We start from the raw sequence: 19,680 nt of genomic DNA on the forward strand, positions 1-19,680 counted from the left end.
GCCAACACGATCATTGCGCGGCCTCCGCCAGGAATTCGCCGCCGCTGGCAAGCGCTTCGGCCAGGTTCGCTTCGTCGGCGATGTTCTTGACCGGCTTGCCGGTGAGCGGGGACACCATCGCCGGCAGCTTCATGGCGCTGGTATCGTCCTTCGCCCGCGCGACGCGAATGGGCGACGGCGCGCCGACCGCGCGCGGCTCTCCCAGCGCGGCCAGCTGGCGCTCGCCTTCCAGGTACTGATCGGCGGTGGGTGCCTGGTATCCGAAATCGACCGCGTTCCACTGGGCGAGCTGCTGCTGGCTGGCGCGGGTTTCGAACTCGGTTTCCAGCAGGACTTTCTCGCGCTGAAGGGCGACGATCTGCCGTTCCGCCAGGCGCACTTCGCTGCGCACCGAATTGACCTTGAAGGTCAGCGCGGCGAACAGCGTGATGCACAGCGCCAGGGTCACGAACCAGCCGAGCTGGCGGAGGCGGCTTCCGGCGGCGACCATCACGCGGCCTCCCTTGCCGGCGCGGCGGTCCGGACCGCGTGGCGCAGCGTCGCCGAACGCGCGCGCGGGTTGCGTGCAGTCTCCGCCTCGGTCGGGCGCACGCCCTTGGACACGCGCGTGAAGACGGCCGGCGCCGCTTCCGCCGCGGGCAGATGGCGCGATCCGCCGGTGACGGCAGAGGCATCGCGCAGAAACCGCTTCACGATCCGGTCTTCCAGGCTGTGAAAGCTGACCACTGCCAGCCGCCCGCCTTCGCCCAGCAGCACTTCGGCTGCATTCAACGCATCTTCCAGTTCGCTCAATTCCGCATTCACGTGAATGCGCACGGCCTGGAAGCTGCGCGTGGCAGGGTCCTTCGGCGCGCCGGGGCGATAGCCCAGCGCCTTGCGCACGACGCGGGCGAGATCTCCCGTCGTCTCAAGCGGCCGCGCCGCGACGATGGCACGCGCCACGCGGCGGCTCTGGCGTTCCTCTCCATAGGTGTAGAGGACGTCGGCGATCGCGCCCTCTTCGGCGGTGTTGAGGAAGTCCGCAGCGGTGGGGCCGGACTGGCTCATGCGCATGTCGAGCGGGCCCTCGGCGGAAAACGCGAAACCGCGCCCCGCCTGGTCGAGCTGCATCGAGGACACGCCGATATCCATCACAATCCCGTCGACGCGCGCCAGCCCCGAATCGGCGAGCGCGTTAACCATTTCGGAGAAACGGCGGGGATGGAGAACCAGCCGCGGGGGGTTTTCCGCAGTTTCCGGCCATTCGCGGCCCGCGGCGATCGCATCGGGATCGCGGTCGAAGGCATGGACGGTCGCGCCGGCATCCAGCAGCGCGCGGGAATAGCCACCCGCGCCGAACGTCGCGTCAACGATCACCTCGCCGGGCTGCGGGGCGAGCGCGGCGACCACTTCGTCGAGCAGGACGGGGATGTGCGGCGCTGCGGACGCGGGGGCCATCACTTCGCCTTCCCTTCCGCCAGGAACTGCGCGCAGGCGGCCTTCGCGGCGGCCCAGGCGTCGTCCATCTTCATCAGCTCGGCGGGATTCCAGATGGTGAAGCTGCGGCCGCCGCCCTGGAAGAACAATGCGTCTTCGACGTTGCCGAGCATGCGCAGGTGATCGGGCAGGACGAATCGGCCCGAGTCGTCGAACGGCACCCGGGCGAACCCGAACAGCTGCGCCGCGCGCGTATCACGGTCGAAGTCCGGTCCGGCGCGATCTTCCTCGCGGTCGAGCTGGGTTTCCAGCTCCAGCTGGCGGGAGAGGCCGAAGCCGACGAGGCAGGCGAAACGCGGATGCTTGTCGAGGCACAGGATCTTGCCGTCGCTCGAGGTCTTGACCGCGCTGCGGAACAGCGGGGGCAGCACGAAACGACCCTTGTCGCCGGCGGGCGAAAAGGCCTGTCCCGAATAGCCGCCGAAGGCCGCCGCTGCCACGTGAACCCCCTCCCCTCGCCTGCCCCCGCCAGTGCGGAAGCGCCCACGGAACACGCCGCCGCCCATCCGGGGGCGCGAGCGCCTCCGGCTCGCATCGGAGGAAGCCCGATGCGCATGCTGGAACGTTGTGACCGATGGAGGATGTTATTAACTTTCTTCACCTTGGGATGGAAGGGAAAAAAGCGGGATTTCACGGGAATGGGCGGTTAACCGCTAATTTCATGTGGATAATCATGCGGACAAGTGTCTTCGTCGCCGCTCCATGGCGGAATGATTCGGCCCAGAATACAGAAGGTTAGTGGGTGCGCTGCACCCGCCGGAACAGCTTTCCCGCGAAATCCCGTGTTACGGGAAGGCGCGCAACAGCAGGGCCTCGAAGGCGTGGCCCCCGCCATCCACGCCGCGCGCGGATTCAAGCACGGCGGCGTCCGCAAACACGACGACCCGCCCTTTTCCGACCTGGCATTCGGCAATGAGCCCGGCGGATTCGATGGCGCATTCCGATCCGGGACCAGCCACGGGGCGCAGGGCCCCGGCGAGGCGGACCGGCACCGCCTGCCCGCCGACCGCCACCAGCCGTTCCCGCCCGTCCTGATCTTCGTCGAACGTGAGTTCCAGCCCCCAGCGGCTGAGGATCGGCGAAAGCAGCACGACATCCTGCGGCCTTCGCCGGTCGCCGATGGCGAAGCGCGATTCCTCGGTCAGCAGGGGATCGGCGAACAGCAGCACCCGCCCACCTGCGCGCACCCATTCGTCCAGCGCGACATTCTCTGCCGGAGCCAGCGGCCGGGGCTGCGCCATCACGAGCGAGCGCAAGGGCGCGAGGACCTGGGCATCGAGCGCGTCGAGCGGCACGGGCGTGAAGCGATCTTCCAGCGCGGTGCGCACCCAGTGCGGCGCCGCATCGGGCGCAATCAGTTCGCCGAGCGAGGCGGTTTCGGGCCAGACGACGGGCAAGGATGAAAACAGGCCGAGGGGCGCACGGGGTTCCGCCCGGTCGGCCAGCGCCCACCCGGCGGCGCCGGCCAGGGCAAGGCCCGCAGCTGCGGCCGCGAGCGTGGCTGCACGCCGCTTAACGCGCGCCACCGGGTTCGGCTGCGTCGGTCGCGTTCCTTTCCGGCGCGGCCGGCACATCGGGCAAGTCGGGCACGACGCCCGCGTCGGCCAGGGGATCGGTTCCCGGCGCCGGCACCTGGGACGTCGCGGTGGCGGCCGCTGCCGGCACCACGGTTTCGTCCGATTGCTTGGCCCGTTCCTCGATGACGCTGGCGAGCCCGACAATAAGGACGATGCCGATCAGCAGCGAAACGCCCACTTGCAGGCGGTGCAACGCCTGTGCCCGGGTTCCGCCCAACGGCGCCGCGCCGATCGCATCCCGGTCGTCGGCCGCAAGGGTGTCATTATCCATCGTGCAAGGCTAGCCGATGCACTTGTCCAGTCAATGAACGCGCCTCAGCCCTCGCGCAGCCAGTCGAACACCGGCAGGCCTTTCGCGCGCAGCCAGGCCGCATCGTAGAGCGTGGAGAGATAGCGGAAGCCCGTGTCGCACAGGATCGTCGCCACCCGCGCCTCGGAGCCGAGTTCGCGGCCCAGCATGACCGCGCCCGCCACGTTGATCCCGGACGACAGGCCCAGGCACAGCCCTTCTTCCCGCAGCAGACGAGCGACCCATTCCAGCCCTTCGGCGTCCGAAACGCGGAACTGCGTGTCGATCGGCGCGCCTTCGAGGTTGCCGGTGATGCGGCCCTGACCGATCCCTTCGGCCACCGAAGTGCCTTCGGACTGAAGCTCCCCGGTCGCGTAATAGCTGTAGAGCGCGGCCCCGTGCGGATCGGTGAGCGCGATCCGCACCGTCTCGTCCCGCTCCTTCAGGCCCATGCCGACGCCCGCCAGCGTGCCGCCAGTCCCGGCCGCGCAGGTGAAGCCGCTGATGCGCCCGTCCATCTGGTCCCACAACTCGGCCGCGGTCGTCTCGATATGGGTCTTGCGGTTCGCCGTGTTGTCGAACTGGTTCGCCCAGATCGCGCCCGGCGTGTCCTCTGCCAGCCGGCGGCTTGCATGGACGAAGTGGTTGGCGTCGGAATACTTCGTCGGCGGGACCAGCACGAGTTCCGCGCCCAGCGCGCGCAGGGTCGCCATCTTTTCCGCGCTCTGGTTGTCGGGCATGACGATGATCGTGCGATAGCCGAGCGCGTTGGCAACGAGCGCCAGGCCGATCCCGGTGTTGCCGGCCGTGCCTTCCACGATCGTGCCGCCGGGTGCCAGTTCGCCTCGCGCTTCCGCATCGCGCACGATGCCGAGCGCCGCGCGATCCTTCACGCTGCCGCCAGGGTTGGCGAATTCGCATTTGCCCCAGATCTCGCAGCCGGCCGCCTGGCTGGGGCCCTTGAGCAAGACGAGCGGGGTGTTGCCGATCAGGTCGAGCGTCGATGCCCGCGCGGGAGGTGCCATCATGGGGCGATCGCTAGGCTGCGCGCCGCCCGGCCGCAACGCAGTTCCGGTTTGCGCCCGGCTAACCAGCCTTGGCCGGGCGGCCAGGTCAATCTTCCTGCGCGATCGTCACCTTCAGCCCGTCGAGATCGGCAGTGAACGGCAACTGGCACGACAGGCGCGAATCCGCGTTGCGGAAATCGCTCGATTCCAGAAGGTCGTCCTCGTCCTCGCTCATCGCAGGCAGCCGGTCCTTGAAGGCAGGATCGACATGAACATGGCAGGTCGCGCACGAACAGCATCCGCCGCACAGGGCCAGCAATTCGTCGAAGCCGTTGTCGCGGATGGCCTCCATCACGGTCAGGCCGTCGGCCGCCTCAACCGTCGATTCCTCGCCGGCACGGTTGACGACGATCAGCTTGGGCATGATGCGGTGCTCCCTTCGCGAAATGCATGGCGCGCCCTGTTGCGCGTGCGGCGCGGCTGCTACGGGCTGGCCGCCGCCTTGGCAAGCAGGAGAGGACGCGCGCGATAATGGTACTGACCACCGGGCAGATACGGGAAGGGCTCGAAACGGTCGCCGTGCAGGAACCGGCGATCGCCCGGGCGCTTGCCGTCGCCGGCTATCCCGAGCCGCGCATTCGCGACCGCGGCTATGTCACCCTGCTGCGGGCCATCGTCGGTCAGCAGGTTTCCGTCGCCGCCGCCGCCAGCATGTGGCGCAAGCTGGAGGACGAACTCGGCCCCGAGATCCCGGCCGCCGACCTGCTGGCGCGCGATTTCGACACGCTGCGCGCCTGCGGCCTGTCACGCCAGAAGCAGGGGTACGCACGATCGCTGTGCGAGCTGGTGGAAGCAGGCGCGATCGATTTCGACAACCTGCCCGCGGATGACGAGGAGGCGATCGCCCTTCTCACGCAGATCAAGGGCATCGGCCGCTGGACCGCGGAGATATATCTCCTGTTCGCCGAAGGGCGGCCCGACATCTGGCCCGCGGGCGACCTCGCCATACAGGCCGGGCTCGGCCGCATCCTCGGGCTCGAGGCGCGCCCGACCGAAAAGGAAACGCGCGCGCTGGCCGAACCGTGGCGGCCGCACCGCGGCGCGGTGACCCTGCTCACATGGCATTACTACAACAATGCAGCGCTCTGATCGCACGGCGTTGCCGCTTGATACGGGGCGGGCGGCGTATTAGACGATTAAGACAGTAGGTTGGAACAATTTCAGGGGGACGGGACATGAACACAATCCGCACGACTTTGGCGATCGCCGCCAGCGCGCTGGCGCTGGCCGGCTGCACCACCATGCAAGAGACACCGATGACCACAGCCGCTTCGACTGCCCCCGCCGCCGCACCTGCCCGCTCTGCCCAAGCTGCGCCTCTGATCCCGCGCACCGTATTGTTCGGCAACCCAACCAGGAGCGCCGGGCGCATCAGCCCGGACGGCAAGTGGCTGAGCTGGCTCGCCCCTTCGAACGGCGTGATGAACGTGTGGGTCGCGCCTGCCGCCCAGCCGGCCGCCGCGAAGGTGATGACCACCGCGACCGACCGGCCGATCCGGCAATACTTCTGGTCGCCCGACAGCAGCCAGGTGCTCTACATCCAGGACAAGGGCGGCGACGAGAACTGGCTGCTCTACGGGATCGATGTCTTGAGCGGCAAGGAAACCGCCCTGACCCCGTTCGAGAAGACGACCGTGCAACTGGTCGGCGCGTCCACGGTGAAAAAGGACAAGCTGCTGATCGGCCTGAACAACCGCGATGCGCGCTACCACGATGTCTGGCTGCTCGATCTCAAGACCGGCAAGCTGACCGAGGTCATGCGCAACGAACAGTACGCCGGGTTCCTGGCGGACAACAACCTCGACATCCGCATGGCGCTGCGCCCCAACGCCGCGGGCGGGATGGACTACTTCACCGTCACGGGGGGCAAAGTGGCGGAAAAGCCGATGGCCAGCACCGGCCTTGCCGATTCGCTCACCACCATGCCGGCAGGCTACACCAGCGACGGCAAGACGCTGTACTGGCTCGACAGCCGGGACCGCAACACCGCGGCGCTGGTGGCGGTCGACACCGCGACGGGCAAGCAGACCGTCATCGCTGAAAACGCCAGGGCTGATATCGGCGGCACTCTTTCCAACCCGATCACCGGCCAGGTGGAAGCCTATTCGGTCGAATACCTGAAGCGCGAATGGACCGCGACGGACCCGGCGGTCAAGGCGTCGCTCGACTGGCTGGACAGCAAGCTCGACGGGCAGTTCTCCGTCCTCAGCCGCACCGATGACGACAGCCGCTGGGTCGTGGCCAACGACCCCGTGGTCGCGCCGGCGACGACCTGGCTCTACGACCGCAAGGCCGGCACGCTGACCGAATTCTACACCGCCCGCCCCGATCTCGTCGGCGCGCCGCTGCAGCCGATGCACGCGCTGGAGGTGCCGGCGCGCGACGGCAAGACCCTGGTGAGCTACCTCACCCTGCCGCCGGGCAGCGACGGGAACGCCGACGGCGTGCCCGACGCGCCGGTGCCAATGGTGCTGCTCGTCCACGGCGGCCCCTGGGCGCGCGACAGCTTCGGCTACAACAGCGCCCACCAGTGGCTGGCGAACCGCGGCTACGCGGTGATGAGCGTCAACTTCCGCGGCTCCACCGGCCTCGGCAAGGACTTCATCGAAGCGGGCAACCTGCAATGGGGCCGCGACATGCAGACCGACCTCGACGATGCGATGGACTGGGCGGTCGCCCGGGGCGTGACGTCGAAGGACAAAGTGGCGATCATGGGTGGCAGCTACGGCGGCTATGCCACGCTCGCCGGCCTCGCCTTCACGCCGGAACGCTATGCTTGCGGGGTGGACATCGTGGGCCCGTCGAACCTGGAAACGCTGCTCAAGACGATCCCGCCCTACTGGGCGCCGGTCATCGCGCAGTTCCACGAACGCATGGGCAACCCCGGCACCGCCGAAGGGCTGGCATTGCTCAAGGAACGCAGCCCGCTCTACAGTGCCGACAAGATCGTGCGCCCGCTCCTGATCGGCCAGGGCGCCAACGACCCGCGCGTCAACCAGGCCGAAAGCGATCAGATCGTGGAGGCGATGAAGGCCAAGGGCATTCCCGTCACTTACGTCCTGTTCCCCGACGAAGGGCACGGGTTCGCCAAGCCTGCCAACAATATCGCCTTCAACGCGGTGGCCGAGAATTTCCTCGCCACGTGCCTCGGCGGGCGGGCGGAGCCGATCGGCGACACCGTGGCGCGCTCCACCGCGAAGATCGTGGAAGGCGCCGCTTACGTGAAGGGTCTGGGCGACTAGGCCCATGGCAATTCGCAACTGACCGCGCTAGTCCGCTCTTCCAAGGGATTACGGGAGAGCGGACAGTGGCGGCACAGGCGGCGCAGCGGCGGGCAATCTTCATCACCGGCGGCGGGTCGGGCATCGGCCGGGCGATCGCCGAATACTTCGCCGGGCGCGGCTGGTTCGTGGGCCTGGGCGATATCGACGCTGCCGGAATGAAGGAAACCCAGAGCCGCATCGGCGGGGGGTTCACCTATGCCCACACCTTCGACGTGCGCGACCGCGCGGCATGGGACGTTGCGCTGGACGCGTTCTCCACCGCCGCGGGCGGGCGGATCGACGTGCTGGCCAACAACGCCGGCATCCCGCTGGGAGGGGCATTGAGCGAGAACACCACGGAAGAGATCGAACGCTGCCTCGATATCAACCTGAAAGGAATTCTCTTTGGCGCGCAGGCGGCGTTGCCTCATCTTCGCAAGACCGCGCCGGGATCGTGCCTGCTCAATACGGCCAGCGCCGCCGGGATCTACGGCACCAGCGGCGCCAGCGTCTATTCCGCCACGAAGTTCGGCGTGCGCGGGGTGACGGAAGCGCTCGACGCGGAATGGGCGGAATTCGGCATCAAGGTGCGCGATCTCATGCCCGCCTTCATCGACACGCCGCTGCTGGAACACGCGCCTAACCAGCAGAGCAACCAGGCCATCCGCCAGCGTGTGACAGAAGCCGGGCTCGAAATCACGCCGGTTCGCGACGTCGCTCAGGCCGCGTGGGATGCGGTGCATGGCGAACGGCTCCACACGCTGGTCGGCAAGACGGCGCGGCGGCTGGCCTTCGGCGCGCGGTGGATGCCGGGCAGGGTACGCCAGGACGCGCGAAACCGGGCACGCCCACTGGGCGAGTGATCGGCCGGCTTTGGCCCTCTAGGCGACCAGCGCGTCGATCGCGCGCGCCATCGCGGCGTCCCGCTTGCTCAAACCGCCGGCATCGTGGGTGGTCAGTTCGATCTCCACCCGGTTGTAGACGTTCGACCATTCCGGGTGGTGATCGTGCGTTTCCGCCAGCAGCGCGACGCGGGTCATGAAGGCGAACGCCTCGCTGAAATCGGCGAAGACGAACCGGCGCCCGATCGCCTTGCCATCGCGAACCAGCGCCCATTCGGGCAGCGCGGCCAGGGCTTCGTCGCGTTCGGTCCCGGTCAGTTCAGCGATTCCCATGGCGTCATCCCCTGCTTTTTCGCGCGCTTGTCGGCCCGTCGCCCTTCGCCTAACCGGCGTGTCTATGCAACCGCGTCTCGCCGTGCAGAACCTCGCCTGCCGCCGCGGAGACCGGTTGCTGTTCGCGGGCCTGTCCTTTGCCCTCGCGCCGGGCGAGGCGATGCAGATCGCCGGTCCCAACGGCACCGGCAAGTCCAGCCTGCTGCGGATCGTTGCCGGCCTGCTGCCCGCCTTCGACGGCATGATCGAGCGCGAAGGCGCCGTCGCCCTGGTGGATGAGCGGCCTGCTCTCGATGAGCACCGCACCACTGGCGAAGGGCTGGCCTTCTGGCGCCGCATCGATGCCGAGTCCGATCGGCACGACACCCGGCTGGGCCTCGACCGACTGGCCGACATTCCCTTCGCTTACCTTTCGACAGGGCAGCGCAAGCGCGCCGCACTCGCCCGGATGGCCGGCCAGGGGGCGCCGATCTGGCTACTGGACGAACCGCTCAACGGGCTCGATACTGCCGCCGTCCGGTTGGCCGAAGCGCTGGTCGCGGATCACTGCGCGGCGGGCGGCATCGCGCTCGTTGCATCGCACCAGCCGTTCACACTGGCTGGCATGGCGCGGATAGACCTTGCCGGATTTGCGGCGTGAGGATCGCGGCGATCCTGCTGCGGCGCGACCTTGGCCTGCTTCTTGGCGGCGGGCGCGGCGGACCGTGGCTGCCGGTCATGTTCTTCGTGGCCGTGGCGGTGCTGTTTCCCTTCGCCGTAGGGCCGGACGCGACCTTGCTGGCGCGGACCGGGGGCGGCGTCCTGTGGATTGCGGCCCTGCTCGCCGCGATCCTGCCGATCGACCGGCTGGTGGCGCCGGACGTGGCGAACGGCGTGTTCGACCAGCTTGCCCTGCGCGGTGTGACGGAGGAGCTTGCCCTGCTGGTTCGTCTGGCGGCGCACTGGCTCAGCTTCGGGCCGCTGCTGCTCCTCGCGACGCTGCTCGCGGCGGGCCTGCTGGGGCTCGACGAACAGACCGTGCGCACATTGCTCCTCGGCCTTGCGCTCGGCACGCCAGGCCTCGCCGCCATCGGTCTCGTCATCGCGGCGCTGACCGCGGCCATGCGCGGCAGCGCGGCGCTCGCCGGACTGCTGCTGGTGCCGCTCGCGGTGCCGATCCTGATCTTCGGTGCAGGTGCCCTCGCCCGCCCCGACAGCGCCGGACTCGCCCTGTGCGGCGCGATCAGCCTGGCATTGTGCGCGCTGGCGCCGTTTGCCGCCGGTGCAGCGGTCAGGGCGTCGCGGGAAAGCTAGCCGGCGTTCAAACGTAAGGCGGCTTGTCGCGGCCCATCGGACTGAGGGTGAAGATCTCGCAGCCATCCTCGGTGATGCCGATGGAATGTTCGAACTGGGCGGACAGGCTCTTGTCCCGCGTCACCGCGGTCCAGCCGTCGCTCAGCATCTTGACCCACGGGCGGCCCAGGTTGATCATCGGTTCGATCGTCAGGAACATGCCGGGGCGAAGCTCCGGACCGGTGCCGGCCTTGGCGGCATGGACCACCTCTGGCGCATCGTGGAACAGGCGTCCCAGGCCATGTCCGCAGAATTCGCGGACCACGCCGTAGCGATGCTTTTCCGCGTGCGCCTGGATGGCCGCGCCGATATCGCCCAGCCGGTTGCCCGCCCGCGCCTGCTCGATCCCGATCATCAGGCACTCGTGCGTCACGTCCACCAGCCGGCGCGCCTTGAGCGGCACGTCACCGACCAGGTACATACGGCTGCTGTCGCCGTGCCAGCCGTCCAGCAGCGGGGTCACGTCGATATTGACGATGTCGCCGTCCCGCAGCGCCTTGTCGCCGGGGATGCCGTGGCACACGACATGGTTGATCGAAATGCAGCACGAATGGGTGTAGCCGCGATAGCCGAGCGTGGCCGGCACCGCGCCGCCATCGATCGTCATCTGGCGGACCACGTCGTCCAGTTCCGCGGTGGTGACGCCGGGCTGTACCATGGGGGCCAGCGCATCGAGGATTTCGGCGGCCAGGCGGCCCGCCTTGCGCATGGCTTCGAAACCGGCGGGGCCGTGCAGCTTGATCGTGCCGTCGCGTACGACGGTCTCGGTCCCGGTAATTGTCTGGTATTCAGTCATCGCCTGCACATAGGCGCTGCCAGCGGATTCGTCATCCCCGCCGTGCCGTTACCGCTTCGCACTGAACGCCACCCGGTATGCGGGCTTCACCGCCGCGACCATCGCGGGGCTCATCGGGAAATCCAGCTCGTACGCGCCTTCAGCATAAGAGCCCGCTACGTACGGGCCATACCATACCGTGATCCTGTCGAACGTCTTCGCGTTGGACGATCCCACCAGCACCGTTGCCTCGTCGAGGCCAGGGCAGCCGCTGAAAAGTTCGTCGCCCGGGTCGATCGGCGCGCCGCGCTTCTCCACACGCTCGCGGTTGAGCGCGTCGCAAAGCGCATCGCCAAGCGCGGATTGCAGCGCCGCCTTCGACGTGAACAGGTCAGCGGAATCGAAGCCGCGGCCCGCCCGCTTGTCCCAGACATAGCCTTGCATGCCGTACATGCCGTGCGCGCCGCCCGTGTAGGTCGAGAAAAGGTTCGACAGGCTGAGGAAACCCGAAATGTCGGCCACGGTCTGCCATTCCGCGCCGTAGCTGTGCGCGTGATACGGGAAGCCTTCCTTCTGCGCTTCGGCCTGCGCCGCCTTCGCTTCCGCGATCAATTCCGCCCGCGCCTTTTCCGCCTCGTCGTCCAGGCGGGCCGCGAGCGGGGCGATCGCGCCGGCGGCGGCGGGATAGGAGAACTTGAAGCTGTAGAGATCGGTTTCTTCCGACACCGCGCGGGCGTTTCCTTGGGCGCGCGCGCTGGCCGTGGCGGACGCGGCGGGGCCCGTCGTGGCACCGGGCGCGGCGCCTGTCCGTTCCGCGACCTCCGCCGGCGAAGAACACGACGACAGCGCAACGGCGGCGCCGGCAAGGAACAGGCGGGTCGGCATTGGAATTCTCCGGGCAGGCGTTACTGGATCGGGATATGAGCAAATCGCCTGAGCTAATCCAGCCCGATCGCGGCCAGCCCGCCACCGCCATCCACCTGGTCAACAAGGACGGGTTCGACGCCTGGGCCGCCCGGCTCGGCCACGGGCAGGCAGCGGCCCTGGCGGGGCAGCGGTTCGACGGCAGCGGCTACCAGGTCGGCATCGTTCCCGACGGGGAAAGCTGGTTCGCGGTCGGCGGGGTGGCCGATCCGGCGAAGCTATCGAGCTGGTGCATGGCGAAGCTGGCCGAGGTGCTTCCTGCCGGCACCTATCGTCTGGCCGATGGCGAAGCCGGGCCCGCGCTGTTCGGCTGGCAGACGGCGCAATACCGTTTCACCCGCTATCGCGACGATCCGGAGGCGCAGGGCCCGCGCGTGCTGTTGACGAAGGATGCAAAGGCCATCGACGCCGTAACCGCCGAGGCGCGGGCCGCGATGAAGGTTGCGGACCTCGTCAACACGCCGGCCGAAGACATGGGCCCCGCTGCGCTGGAGGCGGAGGCCGAGGCGCTGGCGAAGGCGCACGGCGCGACCATCACCGTCACCCGGGGCGACACGCTGGAACAGGCCTATCCGATGGTCCACGCGGTCGGCCGCGCCGCATCGCGCGAGCACGCCCCGCGCCTGATCCACCTGGAATGGGGCGATCCCGGCCACCCTGTGCTGGCGGTGGTCGGCAAGGGTGTGTGCTTCGATTCGGGCGGCCTCGATATCAAGCCAGCGGCAGGCATGCTGCTGATGAAAAAGGACATGGGCGGCGCCGCGCACGCGCTGGCGCTCGCCGGCCTCATCATGGGGCGCGGTCTCAGGGTGCGTTTGCACCTTTTCATTCCCGCGGTGGAAAACGCGATATCCGCCAATTCCTTCCGTCCGGGGGATGTGCTGCGAAGCCGCCAGGGCCTGACGGTGGAGATCGGCAACACCGACGCTGAAGGACGGTTGATCCTGGCGGACGCGCTCACGCGGGCGAGCGAGGAAACGCCGGACCTGGTCGTCGATTTCGCGACCCTGACCGGCGCCGCCCGAGTGGCGCTGGGGCCGGACCTGCCGGCGCTGATCACGCGGCGCACCGCCACGGCGCAGGCGATTATCGACGCGGGCGAGGCGCACGACGACGCCTGCTGGCGCCTCCCCCTGCCCGAAAGCTACCGCGAATGGCTGAAGTCCGACGTGGCGGATATCAACAATGCCGCGCCCAACGCATTTGCCGGGGCGAGCGTGGCGGGGCTATTCCTCGACCGGTTCGTCGGCGACGGTATCGACTGGGCGCATTTCGATACCTTCGCCTGGCGTCCCGCCGCCAAGCCCGGCCGGCCCAAGGGCGGCGCGGCCATCGGCCTGCGCGCGGCGTGGCATATGCTGCAGGCGCGTTACGGCGAGGAACTTGCCGTGAGCCCGGCAGCGTTATAAGCGCGGCGCGCGCAGCACGAAGGACCGCACCGTCACCAACCCGTCAGACACCGGCGCTTACCCCTTGCCCACCGGCCAGCTTTCGCTGTCGGGCCCCGTCGCACGCCCGGCTGTCGGGACGCTGCCGATCCGCGGCGACCTGGCGCATATCGCCCTCGCCGACCGTTACCTGGTGGCCCATTACGTCGCCCCGCAACCACGCTCCGTGGGTAACGAAGGCGCTACCCTGCTGTGCCAGCCGCGCCCGGGTTCGGAAGAGGTGGCGACGCTCGAACCCGGCCAGGCGTTCGAGGCGCTGGATTACGCCGGTGACTGGTGCTGGGGCTGCTGCGGTCCGGAAGGGCCCACGGGCTACGTGCCGACCGCTCACCTCGCACCTCAGGACGGGGGATGAGCGCGGCCGTCTTCATTGACGGCGCGGTCGGCACCACCGGTCTGGAGATCGCGGAGCGGCTTGCCGAACGTCCAGAATTCACGCTCGTCACCCTGCCCGAAGGGCAGCGAAAGGACGCGGCAGCCCGCGCCGACGCGCTGAACGACGCGGACTTCGCGATCCTGTGCTTGCCTGACGATGCCGCGCGCGAAGCGGTGGGATTGATCGATCCCGACAGCGCGGTGCGGGTGATCGATGCCTCCACCGCGCACCGCACGTCCGACGGCTGGACTTTCGGCTTCCCCGAGATCGTCGGGCGCGACGCGGTTGCCGGCGCCGCGCGCGTGTCCAACCCCGGATGCTATTCCACCGGCTTCATCGCCCTTGTGGCCCCGCTGATCCGGGAGGGACTGCTGCCCGGCGACTGGCCCTACACATGCAATGCGGTGTCCGGCTATTCGGGCGGCGGCAAGGCGCTGATTGAGCGCTTCGAGGGCGATCCCGATATCGCGTGGCGGGGTTACGCGCTCGCCCCGGGGCACAAGCACGTTGCGGAAATGCAGCGCTTTGCCGGGCTTTCGATCCCGCCACTCTTCGCGCCCGCGGTGATCCCCGCACACCGCGGCATGGTGGTGGACGTGCCCCTGCCGCTGTCCGCGATGCCGGGCGCCGCGACGGCCGATGCCCTGCGCGATCACCTGACGGGATTCTACGCCGGCAGCCGCGTGGTGCGCGTGGCGACCGAACCGGTGGACGAGCTCGTGCTGCGCCGCGGGCGCGCGCCCACCGACGGGCTCGAACTCCACGTTTTCGGCGCGCCTGACGGCAGCCAGGCCCGGCTGATTGCCATGCTCGACAACCTGGGGAAGGGCGCAAGCGGAGCAGCCGTCCAGTCGCTGAATCTCATGGCCGGCGTGGACGAGACTGCGGGCCTGCGCCTGCCCTGAAATCAGGCAGTGCTGCCTGTTTTATGGGCAGTCGAGGAACAATTCCCGCCACGTGCGCCGGGGCCATGAACGTCTCGCCGGCACCTTTTGCCGCGCAGGCAAATGGCGTAGGCTCAACCAGCACACGGTTGGCACGGTTCTTGAATAAAGGGTTCTTGGATAACCAGTTTCCGCAACCCGCGCGGCCGCGGATTGCCGGCGCGCAGGAAAGGCAAAAGATCAGGTGAAAAAGATCGAAGCGATCATCAAGCCGTTCAAGCTGGACGAGGTGAAGGAGGCGCTTCACGAAGTCGGCGTGTCGGGCATCACCGTGCTCGAAGCGAAAGGCTTCGGCCGGCAGAAGGGCCATACGGAACTGTACCGCGGCGCCGAGTACGTGGTCGATTTCCTGCCCAAGGTGAAGCTGGAAGTCGTGGTCTCTGACAACCAGGCGGAACGCGTGGTGGAGGCGATCGCCGCCGCCGCCCAGACCGGCCGCATCGGAGACGGCAAGATTTTCGTCTCAACCATCGAATCCGCGCTCCGCATCCGCACCGGCGAACGGGACGACGCGGCCCTCTGAACAGCTCCCGCCCGCCCTCGCGGCGGCGAAGAAAGGAAACGACATGTCGAATGCGAAGGACGTCCTCTCCCAGATCGAGGAACAGGAGATCGAATGGGTCGACCTGCGGTTCACCGATCCGCGTGGCAAGTGGCACCACCTGACCATGGTCGCCAGCATCCTGGGCGAGGACGAGCTGGAGGACGGGCTGATGTTCGACGGATCGTCGATCGCCGGGTGGAAAGCGATCAACGAAAGCGACATGATCCTGAAGCCCGATCTTGAACGGGTCTACGTCGATCCCTTCAGCGCCACGCCGATGATGATCGTGTTCTGCGACGTGGTGGAACCTTCCACCGGCGAATGGTACGCGCGCGATCCGCGCTCCACCGCCAAGCGGGCGGAAAACTACCTGAAATCCACCGGCATCGGCGACACGATCTACGTCGGCCCCGAAGCCGAGTTCTTCATGTTCGACGACGTGCGCTTCGAAGATGGCTATGCCGCGAGCGGATACCGCATCGACGATGTCGAACTGCCGACCAACACCGGCCGCGATTACGAGGCCGGCAACCTTGCCCACCGCCCGCGCGCCAAGGGCGGATACTTCCCGGTCGCCCCGGTCGACAGCGCGGTGGACATCCGTGCTGAAATGGTCGCGACGATGCTGGAAATGGGCCTGCCGTGCGACAAGCACCATCACGAGGTCGCCGCCGCGCAGCACGAACTGGGCATGACGTTCGGCACGCTGGTCGAAACCGCCGACCGGATGCAGATCTACAAGTACGTGGTCCACCAGGTCGCTCACGCCTATGGCAAGACGGCGACTTTCATGCCCAAGCCGGTCAAGGACGATAACGGCAGCGGGATGCACACGCACATGTCGATCTGGAACGGCGGCAAACCGCTGTTCGCGGGCAACGGCTATGCCGGCCTCAGCGACATGTGCCTCCATTTCATCGGCGGGGTGATCAAGCACGCGAAGGCGCTGAACGCCTTCACCAACCCCACCACCAACAGCTACAAGCGGCTGGTCCCCGGGTTCGAGGCGCCGGTGCTGCTGGCCTATTCCGCCCGCAACCGGTCGGCGAGCTGTCGCATCCCCTATGGCTCGGGAGAAAAGGCGAAGCGGGTGGAATTCCGTTTCCCCGACGCGATGGCCAACCCCTACCTCTGCTACGCCGCCATGCTGATGGCCGGGCTCGACGGGATCCAGAACAAGATCCATCCGGGCGAAGCGATGGACAAGAACCTCTACGATCTTCCCCCGGCCGAACTCGCCGAAGTACCGACCGTGTGCGGCTCCCTGCGCGAAGCACTGGAGAGCCTGGAGGCGGACCACGACTTCCTGCTGAAGGGCGACGTGTTCACCAAGGACCAGATCGACGCGTATACCGAAGTGCTGTGGGCAGACGTCAGCCGCTGGGAAACGACCCCCAGCGCAGTGGAATACGACATGTATTTCAGCGCCTGATCGCGCGCACCAATCCGCCGAAGGGGCGTCCGGGAAACCGGGCGCCCTTTTTCAGGTGTGAAGCGGGCGAGGGCTGTAGGCCGGGCCCCATTCCGGCGTGTCGCGCCAGATGCCCGCGACCGCGAAGATCGGTTCGTCCGGCAGGGTGAACCAGGTGCGCGTCTTGGCGCCTTTCTCCCCCTGCGCCTCCGCAAAGGCGGTCACCGGGATGAGGCAGCGGCGTTCCTGGAACGAATAGCGCCACATGAAGCTATCGAGCTTGTCGGCCCGCGCGTTGTTGACCGGACGCGGTTTCGATCCCGGCCTGGCGCCGCGCGGTCGGAACGGGGATCCCCACACCATCGAGCGCAGTTCCCCGTCCGCCGCCACCAGCCCGGGGTAGCCAGGGTAGATTTCGGACGGTGCGTTGCCTACGGGCCCGAGCGCGGCATTGAACAAATGGGCGACCTCGGCATGCACCTTGGTCATGCGATAGAGATTGCACCTGGCCTGGCCTCAATCGTGCTCCCTGCCGCCAGCCCCGATATACAGCTCGCGCCCGCCTTCGTTATAGGCGCGGCTCATCTCGGCAAAGCCCGTCTCCATGTCCTGATCGGACATTCCGACTCGCGCCAGGCCGGCCTCCGCCTCCTCCGCCGCCACGAAGCTCTCCACCTCCGCGTTCTGCTTCGCCGCGAAGTCGCGCACTTCCTGCGTTATCTTCATCGAGCAGAACTTGGGCCCGCACATCGAGCAGAAGTGCGCGGTCTTGGCGCCCTCTGCGGGAAGGGTCTGGTCGTGGTATTGTTCGGCGGTATCGGGGTCGAGGCTAAGGTTGAACTGGTCGCGCCAGCGGAATTCGAAGCGGGCGCGGCTCAGCGAATCGTCGCGGACCTTGGCGGCCGGGTGTCCCTTGGCAAGGTCGGCGGCGTGGGCGGCGAGCTTGTAGGTGACGACGCCCACCTTGACGTCGTCACGGTCGGGCAGGCCGAGGTGTTCCTTCGGCGTGACGTAGCAGAGCATCGCCGTGCCGAACCAACCGATCATCGCCGCGCCGATGCCGCTGGTGATGTGGTCGTAGCCGGGTGCGATATCGGTCACCAGGGGCCCGAGCGTATAGAACGGCGCCTCGCCGCAGGCGGCGAGCTGCTTGTCCATGTTCTCCTTGATCTTGTGCATCGGCACGTGGCCGGGGCCTTCGATCATGACCTGCACGTCCTGCGCCCAGGCGCGCCTGGTCAGCTCGCCCAGCGTGTAGAGTTCGGCGAACTGGGCTTCGTCGTTGGCGTCGGCGATACTGCCGGGGCGCAGGCCGTCGCCTAGCGAATAGGCGATGTCATACGCCTTCATGATCTCGGTAATCTCGTCGAACCGTTCGTAGAGGAACGATTCCTTGTGATGCGCCAGGCACCATTTCGCCATGATCGATCCGCCACGGCTGACGATGCCGGTGACGCGCCTGGCGGTCATCGGGATGTATGGCAGGCGCACGCCGGCGTGGATGGTGAAATAGTCTACGCCCTGTTCCGCCTGCTCGATCAGGGTGTCACGGAAGATTTCCCAGGTGAGGTCCTCGGCCACGCCGCCGACTTTCTCCAGCGCCTGGTAGATCGGTACGGTGCCGATGGGCACCGGCGAGTTGCGGATGATCCATTCGCGGGTGTCGTGGATGTTGCGCCCGGTGGAAAGGTCCATGACCGTGTCGGCGCCCCAGCGGATCGACCAGACCATCTTGTCGACTTCGCTGGCGACGTCCGAAGCGACGGCGGAGTTGCCGATGTTGGCGTTTATCTTGACCAGGAAGTTGCGCCCGATCGCCATCGGCTCGGCTTCCGGGTGATTGACGTTGGAGGGGATGATCGCCCGCCCGCGCGCCACTTCGTCGCGGACGAATTCGGGGGTGACGTAGTCGGGGATCGACGCGCCCCAATCCTGCCCGTCGCGTTCATGCGCGATCCGCGCGCGGCCGAGATTCTCCCGTTCCGCGACGTATTCCATTTCGGGCGTGATGATGCCCCGGCGCGCGTAATGCATCTGGCTGAGGTTCGCGCCCGGCTTCGCGCGGAGCACGGTCTTGGCGACATTGGGGAACGCCGGCACGCCGCCAGAACGGTCGGGCCCAAGCTGACCGTTGTCTTCGGGGCGGACTTCGCGGGCGGTGTATTCCTCCACGTCTCCGCGATCGCGCTGCCACTGGCGGCGCAGCTGGGGCAGGCCGCGGCGGATGTCGATCTGCGCGGCGGGATCGGTGTAGGGTCCGCTGGTGTCGTAAACGCGCACCGGCTGTTCCCCGCTCGAGGGTTCGAGGTCGATTTCCCGCATCGCCACGCCCAGCGGGCCGACGTGGACCTTGCGGCTGCCGCGGATCGGCCCGGTGGTGACGCCGATGTCCAGCTTCGAATTGATGTCCGCCATATCGCAAGTCCTCATGGGGACGGACGGGGAGCGCAAGAGCCGGCCCTCCCTCCGCCCGTGTTAACGGGTTCAGGTTCGACGGGTCGTGGGTCGCGAGGCCCACCTCTCAGCTCGCGCGAGCTCCCCGGGGATGCCGCGTTCTAGGCTCCGCAGCCGCGGGCGTCCAGAGGCGGCCAGCGGGATGCCGGATGGGGCCAGGCCGACGCGCGGCCCCAATCTTTTCGAGGGTTGTTAACCAGGTCCGGCTAACGCAGCATTTCATCAACAATGCCAACGTAGTGCATTGTTATTGAGGGGGATACAATGACCGGATTTTCTCACCCGGCTGCCGTACGTCGCGCGGCGCTGCTTTCGTCGATCGCCCTGTTCGCCGTGGCCACGCCGTCCGCGGCGCAAACCGTCGTGATCCAGCCGGATGCCACGCCGCTCAACGACACGGACTGCAATTTCGACACGACCTCGCCGGTCATCGTCACGCCGCCCTGCACGTTCGACGGCACCCGCACGGTGACATATAACGGGCGCACCCGCGTGGCCCGCAATTCCACGACCGACTTCCTGATCGATACATACACGGTGGCGTTTTCCGGCAACCTCAAGGTCGACGGGCTGCCGGTTCAGACCGGGCCGGACGCTGTCTGACCCTTCAGCATAACGACCGGAC

At 67.7% G+C, this 19,680-nt stretch carries 23 protein-coding genes and 1 riboswitch; of the genes, 11 read left to right on the top strand and 12 right to left on the bottom strand.

What is annotated here, in order from left to right; translation table 11 throughout:
* Nucleotides 1-10: 10 nt before the first annotated feature.
* The 7 genes from GRI40_RS05055 to GRI40_RS05085 all read right to left on the bottom strand — a co-directional run bounded on the left by GRI40_RS05055 (nucleotide 11) and on the right by GRI40_RS05085 (nucleotide 4,773).
* Nucleotides 11-490, bottom strand: a complete 480-nt coding sequence (locus tag GRI40_RS05055; protein ID WP_160611426.1) for a hypothetical protein — start codon at nucleotides 488-490, stop codon at nucleotides 11-13.
* Nucleotides 490-1,437 carry a 16S rRNA (cytosine(1402)-N(4))-methyltransferase RsmH gene (gene rsmH, locus GRI40_RS05060; protein ID WP_160610333.1) on the bottom strand — a complete coding sequence of 316 codons (948 nt, stop codon included), beginning with the start codon at nucleotides 1,435-1,437 and terminating at the stop codon, nucleotides 490-492. Before rsmH ends, GRI40_RS05055 begins: the two co-directional genes overlap by 1 nt.
* Nucleotides 1,437-1,916 (bottom strand): division/cell wall cluster transcriptional repressor MraZ, encoded by a 480-nt coding sequence (locus tag GRI40_RS05065; protein ID WP_337190496.1) that lies wholly within the window; start codon nucleotides 1,914-1,916, stop codon nucleotides 1,437-1,439. The genes rsmH and GRI40_RS05065 overlap by 1 nt, the downstream gene beginning before the upstream one ends.
* A gap of 345 nt (nucleotides 1,917-2,261) precedes the next feature.
* Nucleotides 2,262-3,002 carry a motility-associated ABC transporter substrate-binding family protein gene (locus tag GRI40_RS05070; RefSeq protein ID WP_160610334.1) on the bottom strand — a complete coding sequence of 247 codons (741 nt, stop codon included), beginning with the start codon at nucleotides 3,000-3,002 and terminating at the stop codon, nucleotides 2,262-2,264.
* On the bottom strand, nucleotides 2,989-3,324 hold the full coding sequence (locus tag GRI40_RS05075; RefSeq protein WP_160610335.1) for a hypothetical protein: 336 nt from the start codon (nucleotides 3,322-3,324) through the stop codon (nucleotides 2,989-2,991). The genes GRI40_RS05070 and GRI40_RS05075 overlap by 14 nt, the downstream gene beginning before the upstream one ends.
* Nucleotides 3,325-3,368: 44 nt before the next feature.
* Complete coding sequence (locus GRI40_RS05080) at nucleotides 3,369-4,370, bottom strand: cysteine synthase A (protein WP_160610336.1); 1,002 nt, start codon at nucleotides 4,368-4,370, stop codon at nucleotides 3,369-3,371.
* An 85-nt stretch (nucleotides 4,371-4,455) separates the two neighbouring features.
* The gene (locus GRI40_RS05085; RefSeq protein ID WP_160610337.1) at nucleotides 4,456-4,773 is read right to left on the bottom strand and encodes a 2Fe-2S iron-sulfur cluster-binding protein; all 318 of its coding nucleotides are present in this window, start codon (nucleotides 4,771-4,773) and stop codon (nucleotides 4,456-4,458) included.
* A 107-nt stretch (nucleotides 4,774-4,880) separates the two neighbouring features.
* On the opposite strand from GRI40_RS05085, the gene GRI40_RS05090 reads away from it, so the two are divergent.
* The 3 genes from GRI40_RS05090 (at nucleotide 4,881) to GRI40_RS05100 (ending at nucleotide 8,535) form a co-directional block, all read left to right on the top strand.
* A complete protein-coding gene (locus tag GRI40_RS05090) occupies nucleotides 4,881-5,498 on the top strand; it encodes a DNA-3-methyladenine glycosylase family protein (protein ID WP_160610338.1) in 618 nt (205 codons plus the stop codon).
* Nucleotides 5,499-5,584: 86 nt separating this feature from the next.
* Nucleotides 5,585-7,651: a S9 family peptidase gene (locus tag GRI40_RS05095; RefSeq protein WP_160610339.1), complete on the top strand. Its 2,067-nt coding sequence runs from the start codon at nucleotides 5,585-5,587 to the stop codon at nucleotides 7,649-7,651.
* 65 nt (nucleotides 7,652-7,716) lie between these two features.
* Nucleotides 7,717-8,535, top strand: coding sequence for an SDR family oxidoreductase (locus GRI40_RS05100; protein WP_160610340.1), 819 nt, complete (start codon nucleotides 7,717-7,719; stop codon nucleotides 8,533-8,535).
* An 18-nt stretch (nucleotides 8,536-8,553) separates the two neighbouring features.
* Here GRI40_RS05100 and GRI40_RS05105 read toward each other — a convergent pair whose 3' ends face one another.
* Complete coding sequence (locus GRI40_RS05105) at nucleotides 8,554-8,847, bottom strand: 4a-hydroxytetrahydrobiopterin dehydratase (protein ID WP_160610341.1); 294 nt, start codon at nucleotides 8,845-8,847, stop codon at nucleotides 8,554-8,556.
* A gap of 64 nt (nucleotides 8,848-8,911) precedes the next feature.
* Here GRI40_RS05105 and ccmA point away from each other — a divergent pair, with 64 nt between their 5' ends.
* On the top strand, nucleotides 8,912-9,487 hold the full coding sequence (gene ccmA / locus GRI40_RS05110) for a heme ABC exporter ATP-binding protein CcmA (protein ID WP_160610342.1): 576 nt from the start codon (nucleotides 8,912-8,914) through the stop codon (nucleotides 9,485-9,487).
* Nucleotides 9,484-10,140, top strand: a complete 657-nt coding sequence (locus GRI40_RS05115; RefSeq protein WP_160610343.1) for a heme exporter protein CcmB — start codon at nucleotides 9,484-9,486, stop codon at nucleotides 10,138-10,140. The genes ccmA and GRI40_RS05115 overlap by 4 nt, the downstream gene beginning before the upstream one ends.
* A gap of 7 nt (nucleotides 10,141-10,147) precedes the next feature.
* Here the strand turns inward: GRI40_RS05115 and map are convergent, their stop codons facing one another.
* Complete coding sequence (gene map, locus GRI40_RS05120; protein ID WP_160610344.1) at nucleotides 10,148-10,975, bottom strand: type I methionyl aminopeptidase; 828 nt, start codon at nucleotides 10,973-10,975, stop codon at nucleotides 10,148-10,150.
* Nucleotides 10,976-11,023: 48 nt separating this feature from the next.
* Nucleotides 11,024-11,839, bottom strand: coding sequence for a PdaC/SigV domain-containing protein (locus tag GRI40_RS05125; RefSeq protein ID WP_160610345.1), 816 nt, complete (start codon nucleotides 11,837-11,839; stop codon nucleotides 11,024-11,026).
* Between the two features lie 35 nt (nucleotides 11,840-11,874).
* On the opposite strand from GRI40_RS05125, the gene GRI40_RS05130 reads away from it, so the two are divergent.
* The 5 genes from GRI40_RS05130 to glnA all read left to right on the top strand — a co-directional run bounded on the left by GRI40_RS05130 (nucleotide 11,875) and on the right by glnA (nucleotide 16,622).
* A complete protein-coding gene (locus tag GRI40_RS05130; RefSeq protein ID WP_160610346.1) occupies nucleotides 11,875-13,287 on the top strand; it encodes a leucyl aminopeptidase family protein in 1,413 nt (470 codons plus the stop codon).
* Between the two features lie 64 nt (nucleotides 13,288-13,351).
* Nucleotides 13,352-13,681, top strand: a complete 330-nt coding sequence (locus GRI40_RS05135) for a hypothetical protein (protein ID WP_160610347.1) — start codon at nucleotides 13,352-13,354, stop codon at nucleotides 13,679-13,681.
* Nucleotides 13,678-14,607: an N-acetyl-gamma-glutamyl-phosphate reductase gene (gene argC, locus GRI40_RS05140; RefSeq protein WP_160610348.1), complete on the top strand. Its 930-nt coding sequence runs from the start codon at nucleotides 13,678-13,680 to the stop codon at nucleotides 14,605-14,607. Before GRI40_RS05135 ends, argC begins: the two co-directional genes overlap by 4 nt.
* Nucleotides 14,608-14,830: 223 nt before the next feature.
* Nucleotides 14,831-15,169: a P-II family nitrogen regulator gene (locus tag GRI40_RS05145; RefSeq protein WP_160610349.1), complete on the top strand. Its 339-nt coding sequence runs from the start codon at nucleotides 14,831-14,833 to the stop codon at nucleotides 15,167-15,169.
* Nucleotides 15,170-15,212: 43 nt separating this feature from the next.
* On the top strand, nucleotides 15,213-16,622 hold the full coding sequence (glnA, locus tag GRI40_RS05150; RefSeq protein WP_160610350.1) for a type I glutamate--ammonia ligase: 1,410 nt from the start codon (nucleotides 15,213-15,215) through the stop codon (nucleotides 16,620-16,622).
* 51 nt (nucleotides 16,623-16,673) lie between these two features.
* Here glnA and GRI40_RS05155 read toward each other — a convergent pair whose 3' ends face one another.
* Nucleotides 16,674-17,090 carry an SOS response-associated peptidase family protein gene (locus tag GRI40_RS05155; protein ID WP_160610351.1) on the bottom strand — a complete coding sequence of 139 codons (417 nt, stop codon included), beginning with the start codon at nucleotides 17,088-17,090 and terminating at the stop codon, nucleotides 16,674-16,676.
* Between the two features lie 27 nt (nucleotides 17,091-17,117).
* Complete coding sequence (thiC, locus tag GRI40_RS05160) at nucleotides 17,118-19,016, bottom strand: phosphomethylpyrimidine synthase ThiC (RefSeq protein WP_160610352.1); 1,899 nt, start codon at nucleotides 19,014-19,016, stop codon at nucleotides 17,118-17,120.
* Nucleotides 19,017-19,045: 29 nt separating this feature from the next.
* Nucleotides 19,046-19,153: riboswitch (TPP riboswitch) on the bottom strand.
* 166 nt (nucleotides 19,154-19,319) lie between these two features.
* On the opposite strand from thiC, the gene GRI40_RS05165 reads away from it, so the two are divergent.
* Nucleotides 19,320-19,658: a hypothetical protein gene (locus GRI40_RS05165; protein WP_160610353.1), complete on the top strand. Its 339-nt coding sequence runs from the start codon at nucleotides 19,320-19,322 to the stop codon at nucleotides 19,656-19,658.
* The last annotated feature ends 22 nt before the right edge of the window (nucleotides 19,659-19,680 follow it).

It is taken from the genome of Tsuneonella aeria (genome assembly GCF_009827495.1).
GTDB lineage: Bacteria > Pseudomonadota > Alphaproteobacteria > Sphingomonadales > Sphingomonadaceae > Tsuneonella > Tsuneonella aeria.

Coding starts and splice junctions, on each gene's coding strand:
- GRI40_RS05055 (WP_160611426.1), bottom strand. CDS start 490: ATGGTCGCCGCCGGAAGCCGCCTCCGCCAGCTCGGCTGGTTCGTGACC.
- rsmH (WP_160610333.1), bottom strand. CDS start 1,437: ATGGCCCCCGCGTCCGCAGCGCCGCACATCCCCGTCCTGCTCGACGAA.
- GRI40_RS05075 (WP_160610335.1), bottom strand. CDS start 3,324: ATGGATAATGACACCCTTGCGGCCGACGACCGGGATGCGATCGGCGCG.
- GRI40_RS05080 (WP_160610336.1), bottom strand. CDS start 4,370: ATGATGGCACCTCCCGCGCGGGCATCGACGCTCGACCTGATCGGCAAC.
- GRI40_RS05085 (WP_160610337.1), bottom strand. CDS start 4,773: ATGCCCAAGCTGATCGTCGTCAACCGTGCCGGCGAGGAATCGACGGTT.
- GRI40_RS05090 (WP_160610338.1), top strand. CDS start 4,881: ATGGTACTGACCACCGGGCAGATACGGGAAGGGCTCGAAACGGTCGCC.
- GRI40_RS05095 (WP_160610339.1), top strand. CDS start 5,585: ATGAACACAATCCGCACGACTTTGGCGATCGCCGCCAGCGCGCTGGCG.
- GRI40_RS05105 (WP_160610341.1), bottom strand. CDS start 8,847: ATGGGAATCGCTGAACTGACCGGGACCGAACGCGACGAAGCCCTGGCC.
- ccmA (WP_160610342.1), top strand. CDS start 8,912: ATGCAACCGCGTCTCGCCGTGCAGAACCTCGCCTGCCGCCGCGGAGAC.
- map (WP_160610344.1), bottom strand. CDS start 10,975: ATGACTGAATACCAGACAATTACCGGGACCGAGACCGTCGTACGCGAC.
- GRI40_RS05125 (WP_160610345.1), bottom strand. CDS start 11,839: ATGCCGACCCGCCTGTTCCTTGCCGGCGCCGCCGTTGCGCTGTCGTCG.
- GRI40_RS05130 (WP_160610346.1), top strand. CDS start 11,875: ATGAGCAAATCGCCTGAGCTAATCCAGCCCGATCGCGGCCAGCCCGCC.
- argC (WP_160610348.1), top strand. CDS start 13,678: ATGAGCGCGGCCGTCTTCATTGACGGCGCGGTCGGCACCACCGGTCTG.
- glnA (WP_160610350.1), top strand. CDS start 15,213: ATGTCGAATGCGAAGGACGTCCTCTCCCAGATCGAGGAACAGGAGATC.
- GRI40_RS05155 (WP_160610351.1), bottom strand. CDS start 17,090: ATGACCAAGGTGCATGCCGAGGTCGCCCATTTGTTCAATGCCGCGCTC.
- thiC (WP_160610352.1), bottom strand. CDS start 19,016: ATGGCGGACATCAATTCGAAGCTGGACATCGGCGTCACCACCGGGCCG.
- GRI40_RS05165 (WP_160610353.1), top strand. CDS start 19,320: ATGACCGGATTTTCTCACCCGGCTGCCGTACGTCGCGCGGCGCTGCTT.